At 41.6% G+C, this 14,944-nt stretch carries 11 protein-coding genes; 10 read left to right on the top strand and 1 reads right to left on the bottom strand.

Annotation, left to right across the window (positions count from 1 at the left end; translation table 11 throughout):
• Positions 1 to 20: 20 nt before the first annotated feature.
• From pulA to BWI44_RS06030, 10 genes are all read left to right on the top strand, one after another.
• Positions 21 to 2,018: a type I pullulanase gene (gene pulA / locus BWI44_RS06075; RefSeq protein ID WP_138291289.1), complete on the top strand. Its 1,998-nt coding sequence runs from the start codon at positions 21 to 23 to the stop codon at positions 2,016 to 2,018.
• Positions 2,019 to 2,222: 204 nt separating this feature from the next.
• On the top strand, positions 2,223 to 3,674 hold the full coding sequence (locus BWI44_RS06070; protein WP_044534321.1) for an ATP-binding cassette domain-containing protein: 1,452 nt from the start codon (positions 2,223 to 2,225) through the stop codon (positions 3,672 to 3,674).
• A 12-nt stretch (positions 3,675 to 3,686) separates the two neighbouring features.
• Positions 3,687 to 5,012 (top strand): tetratricopeptide repeat protein, encoded by a 1,326-nt coding sequence (locus BWI44_RS06065; RefSeq protein WP_195208236.1) that lies wholly within the window; start codon positions 3,687 to 3,689, stop codon positions 5,010 to 5,012.
• A 158-nt stretch (positions 5,013 to 5,170) separates the two neighbouring features.
• Positions 5,171 to 6,379: a DUF4934 domain-containing protein gene (locus BWI44_RS06060; RefSeq protein WP_118294323.1), complete on the top strand. Its 1,209-nt coding sequence runs from the start codon at positions 5,171 to 5,173 to the stop codon at positions 6,377 to 6,379.
• Positions 6,380 to 6,382: 3 nt separating this feature from the next.
• On the top strand, positions 6,383 to 7,570 hold the full coding sequence (locus BWI44_RS06055; protein ID WP_115501589.1) for a BF3164 family lipoprotein: 1,188 nt from the start codon (positions 6,383 to 6,385) through the stop codon (positions 7,568 to 7,570).
• Positions 7,571 to 7,639: 69 nt separating this feature from the next.
• Entirely contained in the window at positions 7,640 to 8,053 is a 414-nt protein-coding gene (locus BWI44_RS06050; RefSeq protein ID WP_117707606.1) for a DUF8440 family protein, read from the top strand.
• Positions 8,054 to 8,199: 146 nt separating this feature from the next.
• Positions 8,200 to 8,847 carry a DedA family protein gene (locus BWI44_RS06045; RefSeq protein WP_195208235.1) on the top strand — a complete coding sequence of 216 codons (648 nt, stop codon included), beginning with the start codon at positions 8,200 to 8,202 and terminating at the stop codon, positions 8,845 to 8,847.
• A 112-nt stretch (positions 8,848 to 8,959) separates the two neighbouring features.
• On the top strand, positions 8,960 to 9,616 hold the full coding sequence (gene fsa, locus BWI44_RS06040) for a fructose-6-phosphate aldolase (RefSeq protein WP_007664365.1): 657 nt from the start codon (positions 8,960 to 8,962) through the stop codon (positions 9,614 to 9,616).
• 113 nt (positions 9,617 to 9,729) lie between these two features.
• Positions 9,730 to 11,607: an LTA synthase family protein gene (locus BWI44_RS06035; RefSeq protein WP_195208234.1), complete on the top strand. Its 1,878-nt coding sequence runs from the start codon at positions 9,730 to 9,732 to the stop codon at positions 11,605 to 11,607.
• Positions 11,608 to 11,613: 6 nt separating this feature from the next.
• Positions 11,614 to 12,285, top strand: a complete 672-nt coding sequence (locus tag BWI44_RS06030) for a phosphatase PAP2 family protein (protein ID WP_195208233.1) — start codon at positions 11,614 to 11,616, stop codon at positions 12,283 to 12,285.
• Between the two features lies 1 nt (position 12,286).
• Here BWI44_RS06030 and BWI44_RS06025 read toward each other — a convergent pair whose 3' ends face one another.
• Positions 12,287 to 14,821 (bottom strand): carboxypeptidase-like regulatory domain-containing protein, encoded by a 2,535-nt coding sequence (locus BWI44_RS06025; protein ID WP_195208232.1) that lies wholly within the window; start codon positions 14,819 to 14,821, stop codon positions 12,287 to 12,289.
• Between the last annotated feature and the right edge of the window lie 123 nt (positions 14,822 to 14,944).

Raw genomic sequence — 14,944 nt, 5'->3', positions numbered from 1 at the left:
TAAAACTTAAAATAACCACCATGAAACTGAATGAACTTGCCTTGATTGGGGTAGCCACAGCGACAGTTGTCAGCTGTGCTCCGGCAAAGAATGAGTACGCGTCTTATGAGTTGTATCCCGTTCGTTCGGGTAGTCTGACGGAAATGGAGTATACTCCCGAAGTTACGAATTTTACATTGTGGGCGCCGACTGCCGATGAAGTACGCCTCATGCTGTTTGATGCAGGTGATGGCGGCCATGCTTATGAGACTGTTTCCATGGTATCTGATAAGGAAGGAACTTGGACGGCAAAGGTGGAAAAAGACCTGATAGGGAAATTCTATACATTTAATGTGAAAATCAAGGATAAATGGCTGGGAGATACTCCGGGCATCAATGCGAAAGCGGTAGGGGTGAATGGAAAACGTGCTGCTATCATTGACATGAGGGCAACCGATCCTGAAGGTTGGGCACAAGATAAGCGACCGGCTTTGGCTTCTCCGGCCGATGCTGTTATTTATGAAATGCATCACCGTGACTTCTCTATCGATCCTTCATCGGGCATTCAGCATAAAGGTAAATTCCTGGCACTGACGGAAGAAGGTACACTTAGCCCTGAGAAGCTGGCAACCGGTATTGATCATTTGAAAGAACTGGGTGTGACACATGTTCACATTTTACCGTCTTATGACTATGCTTCGGTGGATGAAACGAAATTGGATGAAAATAAATATAATTGGGGATATGATCCGCAGAACTATAATGTACCTGATGGCTCGTATTCTACCGATCCTTATAATCCTTCTATTCGTATTAAGGAATTCAAGCAAATGGTGCAGGCTTTACATAAGGCCGGCATCCGGGTGGTGCTGGATGTAGTGTATAATCATACATTTAACACTGCTGAAAGTAATTTTGAACGTACAGTACCGGGGTATTTCTATCGTCAGATGCCGGACGGTAGCTTCGCTGATGGGTCTGCCTGTGGTAATGAAACGGCAAGTAACCGTCCTATGATGAGGAAATATATGGTAGAGTCTGTATTGCACTGGCTTAACGAATACCATCTTGATGGGTTCCGCTTTGACCTGATGGGAATTCATGATATTACAACAATGAATGAAATCCGCAAGGCTGCTACGGCGGTTGATCCGAGTATCATTATTTATGGTGAAGGATGGGCGGCTAAGGCTCCTCAAATGCCGGAGGACTCTCTGGCTATGAAGATGAATACGTATCGGATGCCCGGTATTGCCGCTTTCTCCGATGAAATGCGTGATGCTCTGCGTGGTCCGTTCAATGATAACCACAAAGGTGCTTTCCTTGCCGGACTTCCCGGTGGAGAGGAGAGTATTAAGTTTGGTATTGTGGGTGCCATCAAGCATCCGCAGGTGGATAATGACTCAGTGAATTACAGTAAGGCTTCATGGGCTGAACAGCCGACGCAGATGATCAGCTATGTATCTTGTCATGATGATATGTGTCTGGTAGACAGGCTGAATGTAAGTATTCCAGGCATTACACCGCAGGAACTTGTCAAGTTGGATAAACTGGCACAGACGGCGGTATTTACTTCACAAGGCATACCGTTTATTTATGCAGGTGAGGAAGTGATGCGTGATAAGAAAGGGGTACATAACAGTTATCAGAGTCCTGATTCTATCAATGCGATCGATTGGAAACGCAAAGCTGAATATGCTGATGTATTTGCTTATTATAAAGGTTTGATACAGTTGCGTAAAAATCATCCTGCTTTCCGTATGGGAGATGCGGAACTGGTGCGCAAACATTTGGAATTCCTTCCGGTAGAGGGTAATAATCTGGTTGCATATCGCTTGAAGGAGAATGCTAATGGAGATGCTTGGGAAGATATTATCGTGGCACTGAATTCTCGTAAAGAGCCGGCAAAGCTGGTTGTGCCTGAAGGCAAATACACAGTGGTATGCAAGGATGGATTTATAAATGAAAATGGACTGGGTACACTTTATGGTTCGGAAGTGCTGGTTCCGGCACAATCTGCACTTATTATTTATAAATAAGTATCTATAAAAAATATCGCCCTTGTAAGTAACCATACTGGCAAGGGCGATATTTTTATAGATATGATGCTATATTATCAGTTTTACTTTCAGATTACTTGCTTAAAAATAGGCAATTTGCGTAAACTGTCTGTTTGTTAGGGTAAGTAAAACCGGAAAACTTGGTATCTTTGCGGCATTATAAAACAAAATATGTCTCCAATGATGCAATCATATACTATATCTTTGAATGGAGGGGTGGCACGTAATCCGCTTGTGCGATTGGCTGCACCTGTTTCCATTTCTTTTCCTGCAGACGAACACATTGCTATTGTAGGGCCTAACGGTTCAGGAAAGAGCCTTTTGGTAGATATGCTTATCGGGAAATATCCATTGAAAGAAGGGACACTTACTTATGACTTTTCTCCTTCTGCATCACAAACGGTCTATGATAATGTCAAATACATTGCTTTCCGTGATACATACGGTTCGGCGGATGCTAATTATTATTATCAACAACGCTGGAATACTCATGACCATGATGATGTACCATTAGTTAAGGATATGTTGGGAGCAGTTAGGGATGAGGCCCTAAAACAAGAACTTTTTGAATTATTTTGCATCGAACCTATGCTGGATAAGCCGATGATTCTTCTTTCCAGCGGCGAGTTGCGCAAATTTCAGTTAGTGAAAGCACTGCTTACCGCTCCTCGTGTGCTTATCATGGACAATCCTTTCATTGGATTGGATGCACAAACCCGTGAGCTGCTGAATACCTTGCTGGAAGGATTAGCTAAACGGTCTGCCGTGCAACTTATCCTGATACTCTCTATGGTGGATGATATTCCCGCATATATAGATAAAGTACTACCAATAGCAAATCGTACAGTAGGACAGATGATGCCACGTGATCAATACCTTACTATATTTCGGAATGCAGATATACCTGTACCCGAAGATTTGCAACAACGCATTATCGATTTGCCTTATGATAATACCAATTATGTTTCCGATGAAGTGGTAAAACTGAATAAAGTCAGTATCCGTTATGGCGATCGCACTATTTTGAAAGAACTGGACTGGACGGTGATGCGTGGACAAAAATGGGCATTGAGTGGAGAAAACGGGGCTGGTAAATCGACTTTATTGAGTCTTGTATGTGCCGATAATCCCCAATCATATGCTTGTGATATCAGCCTGTTCGGGAGAAAACGGGGAACAGGTGAAAGTATTTGGGAAATAAAGAAACACATCGGGTATGTCAGCCCTGAAATGCACCGCGCCTATTTGAAGAATTTGCCGGCTATTGAGATTGTTGCTTCCGGCCTGCATGACAGCATTGGATTGTATAAACGTCCGAAGGCAGAACAAATGTCTGTTTGTGAATGGTGGATGGATATTTTTGGTATTGCCGCCCTTAAAGATAAACCTTTCTTGCAATTATCCAGTGGTGAGCAACGCCTAGCACTATTGGCACGAGCTTTTGTAAAAGATCCGGAATTACTGATATTGGATGAACCTTTGCATGGCTTGGATACTTATAACCGTCGCCGGGTGAAGAAAGTAATCGAGGCATTTTGCCGTCGGCAGGATAAAACGATGATTATGGTTACTCACTATGAGAGGGAGTTACCCGCCACTATTTCAGATCGTATATTCCTGAAGCGTAATCGATAATCGTTCAATACTATGAAGAAACTGCTACTCCTGCTTTTGATACTAATTGTCCTTCTTTCTTGCGGAAGAGGGGGAAAAGAATTGTATACTGCCCCTTCACGGATAGTGCCCGATTCTTTTGCAATTGGTCTGAATCTGTTTAATAAAGGAAGAGCAGCTTCTCATAACTCTGCCAATATGGATAGTGTATTGTTTTACATGCAATTGGCTGAAAACTTTTTTAAACGTGAGGGGGACAAAGCGCAGGTGAATCGTTTTATTGCCTTTATTTATTCGTCGAGAGGGATGTTAGATGAGGCTATGCCCTATTTTTTGAAAGCCAGTCGTATGGCAAATGAATGGCAATATAGCTCTATTTGCCAGGAAGTGGCCAAAGTTTATGCTGCTGCCGGACGTTTTCGGGAAGGAGTGTTAGTAATGGATTTAATACGGAAAAATATGAATGATAGGACAGTTGTACCCTACTATCATTTGGCAAAAGGAAATCTTTGGGCAGGTGTCAATGAATACGATTCGGCTGTTACATATTACCGTACAGCATCTATATCATTAAATCGATGGGTTGCTGCAGAGGCGTCCAGACGATTGAAAATGCTGTATTTTTCACAGGGAAAAGATAGCTGCTCTTTCTATGCGGCACTTGCTGCCAATGAGCATCTTGTGAATGAGCTGAGGAGAGAAGAAAGTTTTGAGAATCGGACACAATATGAGAAGGCTAAGCTCGAAAATGAACTGAATCGTCTGAAAATAGACAAGCAGAGGCGTGAAATCGGGCTTTTGAGCTTAGGGCTTTGTTTTGTAGTAGCATTTGCGGTAGGTTATATTGTTTGGCAGCGTCGCAAACGCCAGATGTATAAGCAGCTTTGGCGTGAGCAATCTCTGCGTTTGAGCCAGACGGAGCAATTATTGCAGCAATCAGAGGAGTTGAATATGCTACGTGAAAAAGAGAGTATGCTTCGCGAATCACTTTTCCGGCGAATGAAGTCATTTCATAAAATCCCTTCTTTAGAGAAAGAAGAAGAGGCTTCCGACGAAGAAAGTGACAGTCAAAATAGGCGTATAGCCTTATCTGATGAAGAGTGGGAAGATATACGTCAAACGGTGGATGGAAGTTATGATCGGTTTTCTGTGAGGTTGTTAGAAGCGTTCCCGGGATTAAGTATGAAGGATGTGTATTTCTGTTGCCTGGTGAAAATAAATGTTAGTATCAAGGATTTATCTGATATCTATTGTATTAGTCGTACTTCGATTAGCCGTAAGAAACAACGTATGAGACGGGATAAGTTGGGGCTGACGGAAAACAATGAAACTTTGGATGATTTTTTGCGCCGTTTCTGAACTTTTGTCTATACTGATTTTAAGTGTAAAAGATTTATTTCTTTTAAAATCAATGCTTTATCTATTCAGTAATCTGTCAGTTTTGTCTATAAGATAATTTGCTTCTCCTCCCCAAGGCAGCTATCTTTGTCTCATTGTTTCACATAAAAAATAAGAATATGAAAAACAAGCAATGGAAAAGTGCTGGATGGCTGGCAAGCCTGATGTTTATTGGGGGATTGAGTTCCTGTTCAAATGGAGGTCAAAGTCAGAAAAACTCAGCATTGGATACACAGCCGATAGCTGGTTCGGTGGAGGTTATAAATGGAGATTCCATATGGGTTTGTAATCTGTCGGCATTGAAAGATACTGTGGTACTTCCGTTGAGTTATTTTGCAGATGAATTGCAGATTGTGAAGTTGGACAATCGGGATGAAGCATTGGTGCCTGTACGAAATGTGATTGTTTCCGACAATTATATATTAGTGTGGGGTAAGGATCAGACTCCTTTTAAGCTTTTTGATAAATCAGGGAAATTTCTTGCTAATGTGGGATCTTTCGGCCAAGGTCCCGGTGAGTATCAGCTGATTTATGATGCTCAGATAGATGAAACAGGTGGACGCATATACTTGCTTCCGTGGAATGCAAAATCTTTACTGGCTTATGACTTGAAAGGACAAGCTGTACAGAGTATTCCATTGCCTGGTTTGGTGCCGAAAGGTGTCTTCAAGGCAAATACAAAGGATTCCCTTTTGTCTGTATTCCTTCTGCCTTTTGATTATTTGCCGTATGTGGCATGGACTCAGAAATTCAATGGAGAAATACAAGATACGATACGTTCACGCCATTTAGCCATCAAACCGGACTTTAGCAATGAAGTGTATAGCAATAAAAATGGTGCAGACTTTGATGTTTCTCTTTTTGTATTTTGGGAACGTCGTCCGGACAGTCTTTATCACTATGCCAACGGGCGTTTGAATCCTCGTTTCACTATGGATTTTGCTAAGAAAGAAATCCCCATTCATGATTACAAGGAATTGCCGCGTCATTTCCTGGGAAGTACATCTGTAGAGAAGCAGCTGGATGAAAATAATTTTACTACAGAAGTGCCAGCTGATTTTATTATGGATAAAGAATCTTTGAAGGGCGCTTTCTATAAAGTAGAGAATGATTATCTGGGTAATTTGCCGATTCCCTGGTTTCCATACAATTGTTCAAATGGATATTATACAGCTAATATGGAGCCTGTGACTTTGAAGGAAACATTGGAAAAGTATCTGGAAAATGCTAAAGATATTCCGGCTACCGACCGGGAACGCATGCAGAAACTGGCAGATAGTATTCATGAGAATGATAATAACTATATTCTGTACGCTAAGTTGAAATAATAAATGAAACACTTACTTTACATTATATTGCTGTCTCTATTGTTTTTCTCTGCCTGCAAGTCGCGGGCAGAGCAGAAACAGCAGGAGTCGAACGATACGATTGTTGCAGAAACTCCAAAGATGATACAAGATGCTCCTCTGGTGGCTGGATGTGTAACTTTAAAAGACGAGGACTTCGGAGAGCTGATCGAATTGGCTGGTACCCACCAAATATTAGATGAAGAAGGTCCTGTTTTTAAAATGTCAGAACCGGAGATGCTGATTAGAGATGGATATTTCCTTTTACAAAATCGTCCTGCTATGTCTTATATCCGCCGCCAGGATGGAACGGTTGAAATAGTGAAACCGGCAGATGAAGGTCTGGACTGTTTCTTCCACTGGTATCGTTTACCGGATTTCCGTTATATCACTTCTTTCGGAATAGGAGGAAATGGACCTAATGAATTTAACTTTCCTCATTTGGTATCTTCAGGTGTGTCTGCTCCCGGTACGTATGTTTATGAAACGGGTACTATGCAACTGTTTGAAACTGATACGACGGGTGTATTGAGAGCTTTTCCTTTTACCTTTAAATCAATCAAAGGTGCTTCTTATTCAGACCGGCAGATATGTGCAGTTTCCCGGGATACTTTCTATTATGCTGATAATGTGCCGAGGGGAAAGGCGATAATTCGTACTGTTTATCAGGGAGACAGTTTGCAAACGGAGCAAATATATAATCTTGCTTTTAGTAAGAAACATCGTTCCTGGAGTCCGTATATCGGTGATTTTATAGTCTCTCCTTCCGGTAACAGGATGGTATATGCTTATAAATATTTTCGTAAAATCCTGGTAATGGATACATCTGCTCAAACTGTACGGGATATAACTTTTGATGTTGACGGTGTGGAAGCCAAGAATGATGTACTTACATTAGGCCCGGATAATGTGACTTATTATTGGGGAATATCTGCTACTGACGATTACTTCTTCCTGACTTATAGCGGACGTACTCCACTTCAGGTATCGCGTGAAAACGGTAAAGGTGATGGATATATCTTTGTGGAACAATATGATTGGGGTGGTAATCCGGTAGCCCGTTATAAACTTGACCATTGGGGCAGGGTGATATCAGATGGGAAGTTATTATATCAGGTGTGTTATATGTATGACGATCCACTTTTTCTGTATACATTGCCCGGAAAAGAATAAAATAGGTTTGCAAGATAAAGGACTAAAATGATTCATCTCTGAAAAATACTTTTTATATTTGCAGCCGTTATGGCGAAGTATATATTTTTATTTTGCATATTGTTAAGTGTATTCCTTGTATCGGGATTTGAGTCTGTATCCAATGATATGAAGGAGTACAAAGAACTTCGTGTAACAGAACTGCAACAGAGTAGACCAGAATGCAACTTATCCAATGTGAATACAGAGCAATGTAAAAAGATTGTTTATGGAGGAGAATATGCAAGTAAGGCTATTGGCAATATAGCAACATCTGTTTCACGTAGTAATATTCCTTCTTCACAAGTCCTGAGATTCAATGCATTTTCTGTTGTAGCCAAGATTGTTAAATCTATAAAAGTTTTACTTCCTGAAGAAAAGAGGTTTTATTTTCCATATCATCTTTCTCTTACTCAATATTCCAGTAGATATTATATCTATGCTTTAAGGCGTATTATTATTTAAATCTTCTTTCTCTTATAAGGCATTCTGTGCTTTATATTCTCTTTAATTATATCAATTCATATATATTTCTGTCATAAGGAGTAGCTGGAGGGCTATATTTATGTTGTGGAATATGTATATACTTTATTGTTAATAATCAATATGTAATGGAATTTATATTAGATTTTATTCTTCACATTGATCAATACATGATAGCTATTGTGCAGGAATATCATACCTGGACCTATGTAATATTGTTCATAATCATCTTTTGTGAAACAGGGTTGGTGGTTACGCCTTTTCTTCCGGGCGATTCATTACTTTTTGTAGCGGGAGCTATAGCTTCGTTACCTGGAACACCGCTTGAAGTAAATATCCTTGTTCTTATTTTGTTTTTTGCTGCTGTGCTGGGAGATTCTTGTAACTATATGATAGGGCATTTCTTTGGGAACAAACTGTTTAATAATCCCAATTCCAGAATATTCAAACAAAGTCATTTGGATAAGACACATGAATTTTATAAAAAATATGGTGGTAAGACTATAATCATAGCAAGGTTTGTTCCCATAGTGCGCACTTTTGCTCCATTTGTAGCAGGAATGGGGAAGATGCATTATTACTATTTCATGGTATACAATCTGATAGGAGGAGCTGCCTGGGTAGCGCTTTTCTGTTATGCCGGCTATTTCTTCGGAGACCTTCCAGTGGTGCAAGAAAATCTTAAATTGCTGATTGTAGCAATTATAGTAATTTCCATATTACCTGCCATGATAGAAGTGGTACGAGCAAAAATTAAATCAAAGAAACAGAAATAGTCGAAAACATTTAACTAAACTATCTGTTTCTAATTATATATGCCTTATAATTTGAGGTTTCATATCTTTTTATGTAACTTTATATTTTTAATCACAATAAACAGTTTATGCCATGAAATTCTTTATTGACACTGCAAATTTAGACCAGATCAAAGAAGCCTATGATATGGGCGTTCTCGATGGAGTAACCACCAACCCTTCGCTTATGGCGAAAGAGGGCATCAAAGGAGTAGATAATCAGCGGAAACATTATGTGGAAATCTGCAACATCGTACAAGGTGATGTCAGTGCCGAGGTTATTGCTACGGAATATGAAGGTATGATTAAGGAAGGTGAAGAGCTTGCTGCACTCAACCCGCATATCGTAGTAAAAGTTCCCTGTATCGCAGATGGTATCAAGGCTATCAAATATTTCACTTCCAAAGGTATCCGTACCAATTGTACATTGGTATTTTCTGTAGGACAAGCTTTGCTGGCTGCCAAAGCGGGAGCTACTTATGTATCTCCGTTTGTGGGACGTCTGGACGATATCTGTGAGGATGGTATCGCACTGGTAGGTAAGATTGTGGAAATGTATCGGTATTACGGCTATACCACACAAGTTCTTGCGGCTTCTATTCGTCATACAGCACACATTATGCAATGTATTGAAGTAGGTGCCGATGTAGCAACTTGTCCATTGTCTGCCATTAAAGGTCTGCTTAATCATCCATTGACGGATTCCGGACTGAAAAAGTTCCTGGAAGACTATAAACGTGTAAACGGATAATAAAAATACTCTTATAAGCCTATCTTTCACGGTTTTCTTGAACAATATTCGCGAAAAATAGAATAAAACAACTATTTTTGTGCTCAATATAAATATAAAACAAGAAAAAGCTGATGAAAGAAAGGCTTATAGGATTGATAAAGACGTACATCCTTTTCGTCTGTATCTTTATATTGCAGAAACCGTTATTTATACTTTACTACAGTTCTTTGTATGCAGGTACTTCCTGGACAGATCCCTTCCTGGTTATCTGGAATGGTTTACCCCTTGACCTCTCGCTGGCTGGCTATCTAACGGCTATCCCCGGATTACTTTTTATTGCGTCCGCCTGGACACTTTCCAAGACGCTCCGCAGCATCTGGAATGGTTATTATTTCTTCATTGCTATTTTACTCGCTGTCATATTCATTGTTGATTTAGGTTTATATGAGTATTGGGGGTTCCGTCTGGATGCCACGCCGCTTTTCTATTTCTTCTCTTCTCCTAAAGATGCATTTGCAAGTATGAATATATGGCAGATGATAGGTGGAATAATAGCCATGATCGTATATGCATCCTTACTTTATGTCATTTTCCTTTGGGTACAGAGAGGCATTTGGAGGGGGCTGAAGTTACCTTATCGCCGCCTGTCCGTATCGGGTGTCATGTTGTTATTGACTGCCCTGCTTTTTATTCCTATCCGCGGTGGATTCACCGTTTCTACAATGAATACCGGTAAAGCCTATTTCAGTTCTAACCAGCGACTGAACCATGCAGCTATCAATCCGGCATTCAGCTTGATGGAATCTCTTTCCAAGCAAAAAGATTTCAGTAAACAATACCGTTTTATGGAAGCGGCACAGGCAGATGAATTGATGAAGAAGCTGGTAGATCCGCAGGTACTGGATAGTACTGTGGTAGTTCCTGATACTTTGCGCACAGCTTTATTCAAAACAGAACGTCCGAATGTTATTTTCGTCATACTGGAGAGTTTCTCGTCCAAGTTGATGACTACTCTGGGTGGCGAGCCGGATATTGCCGTACAGATGGATAGCCTGGCAAGTGAAGGAGTTCTCTTTACGAACTTTTTTGCCAATAGCTTCCGTACAGACCGTGGATTGGTATCCATTCTGAGCGGTTATCCTGCACAGCCTACTACCAGTATTATGAAGTACCCTCGCAAGACCCAGAATCTTCCTGCTATTGCAGGTAGCCTGCGTGATGCCGGATACCGTACTAAATATTATTATGGGGGTGATGCCGACTTTACGAATATGCGTTCTTACCTGATGTCTTCCGGTTTTGAAGGTATTGTTTCAGATCAGGACTTCTCCGTATCAGAGCGTTTGAGTAAATGGGGCGCACACGATCATCTTGTTTTCAATCGTCTGTTGGAAGATATAAAGGCTGAAGCGGCGGATACAACTATGGCAGATAATGCCCGTCCGTTCTACCGGGTATTGCAGACCTCCAGCAGTCACGAGCCTTTTGAGGTTCCCTATCGTCGTCTGGCGAATGATCGTTTGAATGCTTTTGCCTATACTGATAGTTGTGTAGGTGACTTTGTGAAGCGTTTCCGTGAATTGCCGCAGTGGAAGAATACGGTAATAGTATTTGTGCCCGATCATCTGGGGGCATATCCCGAACAATTGAATAATCAGTCGGTAGACCGCTATCAGATACCTCTGTTATTGGTTGGCGGTGCAATTAGCGAACCAAGACGTATTGATGTGTACGGTTCACAACATGATATTGCTGCTACTCTGTTGGCACAATTATCCTTGCCTCATCAGAAGTTTGTATTCAGCAAAGACATGTTGAATCCTGCTTCTCCTCACTTTGCTTTTTTTGCAGTTCCGGACCTTTTCGGTATGGTAACACCGGAGAACCTGCTGATATTTAACTGTGAAGCAGATGCTGTAGCAGTAGATGAAGGTACTGCGAAAGGAGGGAACTTGCTGCCGGGCAAGGCTTATTTACAGAAATTGTATGATGACATTGCTAAAAGATAAAACAAGATGATGCTATTAGACATTTTGAATCAGGTAGTCGATATTGATACTGATATATTCCTTTCCATCAACCGGATGCACAGTCCGTTCTTTGATTATTTTATGAGTGCATATAGTGGTAAATGGATTTGGGTTCCTATGTATGCTGCTATCTGGTATGTCATGCTGCGCAATTTCCACTGGAAAGTGACTTTGTTCTGTATGATTGGGTTAGCACTCGTCATTACCATTGCCGACCAGACAGGTGCAACATTGATACGCCCTTATGTGGAGCGTCTTCGCCCGGCTAATCTGGAAAATCCGATATCCGATATGGTACACATTGTAAATGGCTATCGGGGTGGGCGTTATGGCTTTCCTTCTTGCCATGCAGCCAATACTTTCGGACTGGCATTCTTTATCTGGTTCCTTTTCCGTAAGCGATGGCTCACCGTATTTATAATGGGATGGGCACTGCTGACTTGCTATTCACGCATTTATCTGGGAGTACATTTTCCGGGTGATCTTTTGGCAGGTACATTTATTGGATTGATTGCAGCATATATCGTATATCGCCTTTTCCTGAAAGTCAGCGGACATAAGATAATGGAAAAAGTTCCCCATATTTATGCTCCGATATTGGTTGGAGGATTAACAATATTTGGGATACTCATCTATTCCGCAGTAATGGTATTATAGGTTAAAACTGATAATTTACCGTCGCCATAGCTTCCCTCGGGCGTATATTCAGTCGCGAAGTATAACTTTGTGTGGCTGAATACGTCGTGTAAGCATACTTTTTCTTGTTGAAGAGATTGTTGAGACTTGCTTCCAATCTCCATTTTTTTCTTTTATAGATAAGGGATGCATCTGCAAACACAGTATTGAGATGTGTATGTTCTCCTAAATCATTCCGGTAATGTTCGCCGGAAAGGCGCAGGTCTATTTGTCCGATGCTGAATGTGAGATGTAGCCGTTGTACAAAGTCCAGCAGTGGGCTGAGGCGGGTATCGCTTCCTATCTTGCTACCGCCATACCCCAATGTCGCATGATATTCTGCTTCAAAGAGATCTGCGGGCGACCATATAATCTTAGGTTCTGCTTTCAGGTAATCATAACGGTAAGTTTGCAAAAGACTTTGTGGGTCGCTATCAGTCAGGCGCGTAAGTTGCTCCCCGTTGCTACGACTGAGCAACAGGGTAAGAGAGGCTTTCAGATGCCAGTCGTATATGCCTTTGGACAAGGTACTGCTGAGGTTCCAGCTATCGCTGTGATTCGGCAGCTCACGTCGGGTGTAGACAATTGCATTTTCAGAAACACTTTGCTCAAAGAGGGTATTCCGATTACTGCGACTGTAGGTCAGCGAGGCTGTGACAAAGAATTCTTGTACGGTATTTTTATATTCACCATAGAGATTATAAGTCTGCGTAGTGCTCGTTGGAAAAAGGCCGTTACCGCTTCGCCAGGTACGGTAGTCGGTTTGGTAAAGTCCCGGATATAGGTCGGAGAAATCTCCTGCCGAACGTTTCAGGCTGCCATAGAGATAGAACGTCCAATGATAATCCAGTTTGTAACGCAAGTACGTGGACGGATTGAAGAACAGGAATGAACGTTGTTGTGAGAAGTATCGCTGGGCTTTTAGGGCTAGCGAAAGTGTAGCCAGCCATTTACCTCGTTGCAATTGGAAATAGGGGTTGAAATACAATGACAGGTTAGAGGCGTTGAAGTCATTAGGTTGTGTAGGCGGAGTATACTTCATTGTAGCCCGTTCCCCTTGTATTCCTACTTTGTATTGCTGTGTAAAGCCGTTGTACTTGCGCAGATATGCCGCACTATTATCAGTATAGAAACTGTGCTGATTGAATTTGCTTTTTCCTTCTTCAAGCAATAAAGATGCGGGCTGGTAAGCATACTGTGTTGCCGAGCGGAATTCCCAGGTACTATTTTCCCGGTTCCGGATGAGATTGAAATAATTTCCCGCACTCAGCCGGGAAGTTCGTAGAGTTTGCCCGAGTTCTTCCGAACGACCATGGTTTATTTCCCCATCCATTGTGAAGCGGTTGGATATATAGTTGCGATTGCTGTTATCTTCATAACGAAGTTCCAGATTGGCGGCATCACTTCTCAGGCGATAATGATAAGTTTCATCTATTTGTATGGTATCCGTTGGCTGATAATAGATTTGCGTATTTCCCCGTTGTTGCCGGATCACGTCATGAGTGTATCCGGCTTGCATACGTAAACTGCGATCTTCATTCCATTTGTACATCCGGTTGCCATTCAGGGTGTGCGTCTCATTAAACAATAAGCGTTTTTTATCTAACGGTGCACTGATGCCCGGCTGTGCTAGAAAACCGGAAAGTGGCACTTCCTGCCAACCGCTCCCTGTCAATATTGTCTGTTCGTCGCTAAGGTCCTTGCCATTGTTATTCGTCTTGTAATTATAGACACTCTGCTTGCCTTTGCCCAGTTGAAGGGCATTCAGCCCTCCTTCCCATAAGAGTTTATCATTGTCATCGCTCCATCCGGCGCCCAGTGTGGTGTTAGCTATCCATTGATCCCGCGCTTTCGGATCGAGTTTCAGGTTCAGTGCCACTTCTTCAGAGTTAATCTTTCCTTTCAGGGCCTTTACGGACTGATAGTTTTCCATGATTTCGGCCGTTTTCACAGCTTTGGCATTCAGGTTATTGTTGATCTGGTTGTAGCGTCCGCCTGTGACGTCCATTCCCTCTACAAAGTAGTGGTCGATGGCTTTCCCTTTGTACTTAACTTGCCCATTTTCATCGACATCCACGCCCGGAAGTTTCTTCAATACATCCTTGATATGCACATCTTTAGAGGAAGCAAACTGTGCCAGATCATATCTTACCGTATCTTTTCGGGTATTGATGCGTCCCGGACGTATCTGTACTTCTTTCAGCACAATAGCTTCCGGTTGTAGGCTGAGATTCAGGGTTCCTGCCGCATTGATATTTCGCATTTCTCTTTTATAGCCTAACAAAGAGATATTGAGTTGCAGCGTTCCGCTATGCTTCCACGGCAAAGAAAATTGCCCTTTGGCATCGGTTAGTGCATAGTCTATCGTTGTGTTTCCGCGTAATACACTGATCATGACTGCCTCCAACGGTCGATTGGTTTCTGCATCTGTTATTTTGCCGCTCAATGTCTGGGCGTAGGTAGACGACAAGAAACTAAAGAGAAACAAAAAAAATAGAATCGTAAGTCTCGTATTCATATACTGAAATAATTGAATATTTAATAATTGATATTTGTCTTAATTTATATGTTTATTTTACTCTTTTGTAATCTGCTGATTATCAATGTGTAAAAAAGAGAGCATCTAAGTATACGACTGAGG

The sequence above is a fragment of the Bacteroides sp. Phil13 genome (assembly GCF_001940965.1).
Lineage (GTDB): Bacteria > Bacteroidota > Bacteroidia > Bacteroidales > Bacteroidaceae > Bacteroides > Bacteroides intestinalis.
This window is presented reverse-complemented; position numbering and strand designations above follow the sequence as displayed.

Bases quoted from the DNA above. Each gene is read 5' to 3' on its own strand.
- fsa (WP_007664365.1), top strand. From the start codon at position 8,960: ATGAAATTCTTTATTGACACTGCAAATTTAGACCAGATCAAAGAAGCC.
- BWI44_RS06025 (WP_195208232.1), bottom strand. From the start codon at position 14,821: ATGAATACGAGACTTACGATTCTATTTTTTTTGTTTCTCTTTAGTTTC.
- pulA (WP_138291289.1), top strand. From the start codon at position 21: ATGAAACTGAATGAACTTGCCTTGATTGGGGTAGCCACAGCGACAGTT.
- BWI44_RS06030 (WP_195208233.1), top strand. From the start codon at position 11,614: ATGATGCTATTAGACATTTTGAATCAGGTAGTCGATATTGATACTGAT.
- BWI44_RS06055 (WP_115501589.1), top strand. From the start codon at position 6,383: ATGAAACACTTACTTTACATTATATTGCTGTCTCTATTGTTTTTCTCT.
- BWI44_RS06045 (WP_195208235.1), top strand. From the start codon at position 8,200: ATGGAATTTATATTAGATTTTATTCTTCACATTGATCAATACATGATA.
- BWI44_RS06070 (WP_044534321.1), top strand. From the start codon at position 2,223: ATGCAATCATATACTATATCTTTGAATGGAGGGGTGGCACGTAATCCG.
- BWI44_RS06035 (WP_195208234.1), top strand. From the start codon at position 9,730: ATGAAAGAAAGGCTTATAGGATTGATAAAGACGTACATCCTTTTCGTC.
- BWI44_RS06065 (WP_195208236.1), top strand. From the start codon at position 3,687: ATGAAGAAACTGCTACTCCTGCTTTTGATACTAATTGTCCTTCTTTCT.
- BWI44_RS06050 (WP_117707606.1), top strand. From the start codon at position 7,640: ATGGCGAAGTATATATTTTTATTTTGCATATTGTTAAGTGTATTCCTT.
- BWI44_RS06060 (WP_118294323.1), top strand. From the start codon at position 5,171: ATGAAAAACAAGCAATGGAAAAGTGCTGGATGGCTGGCAAGCCTGATG.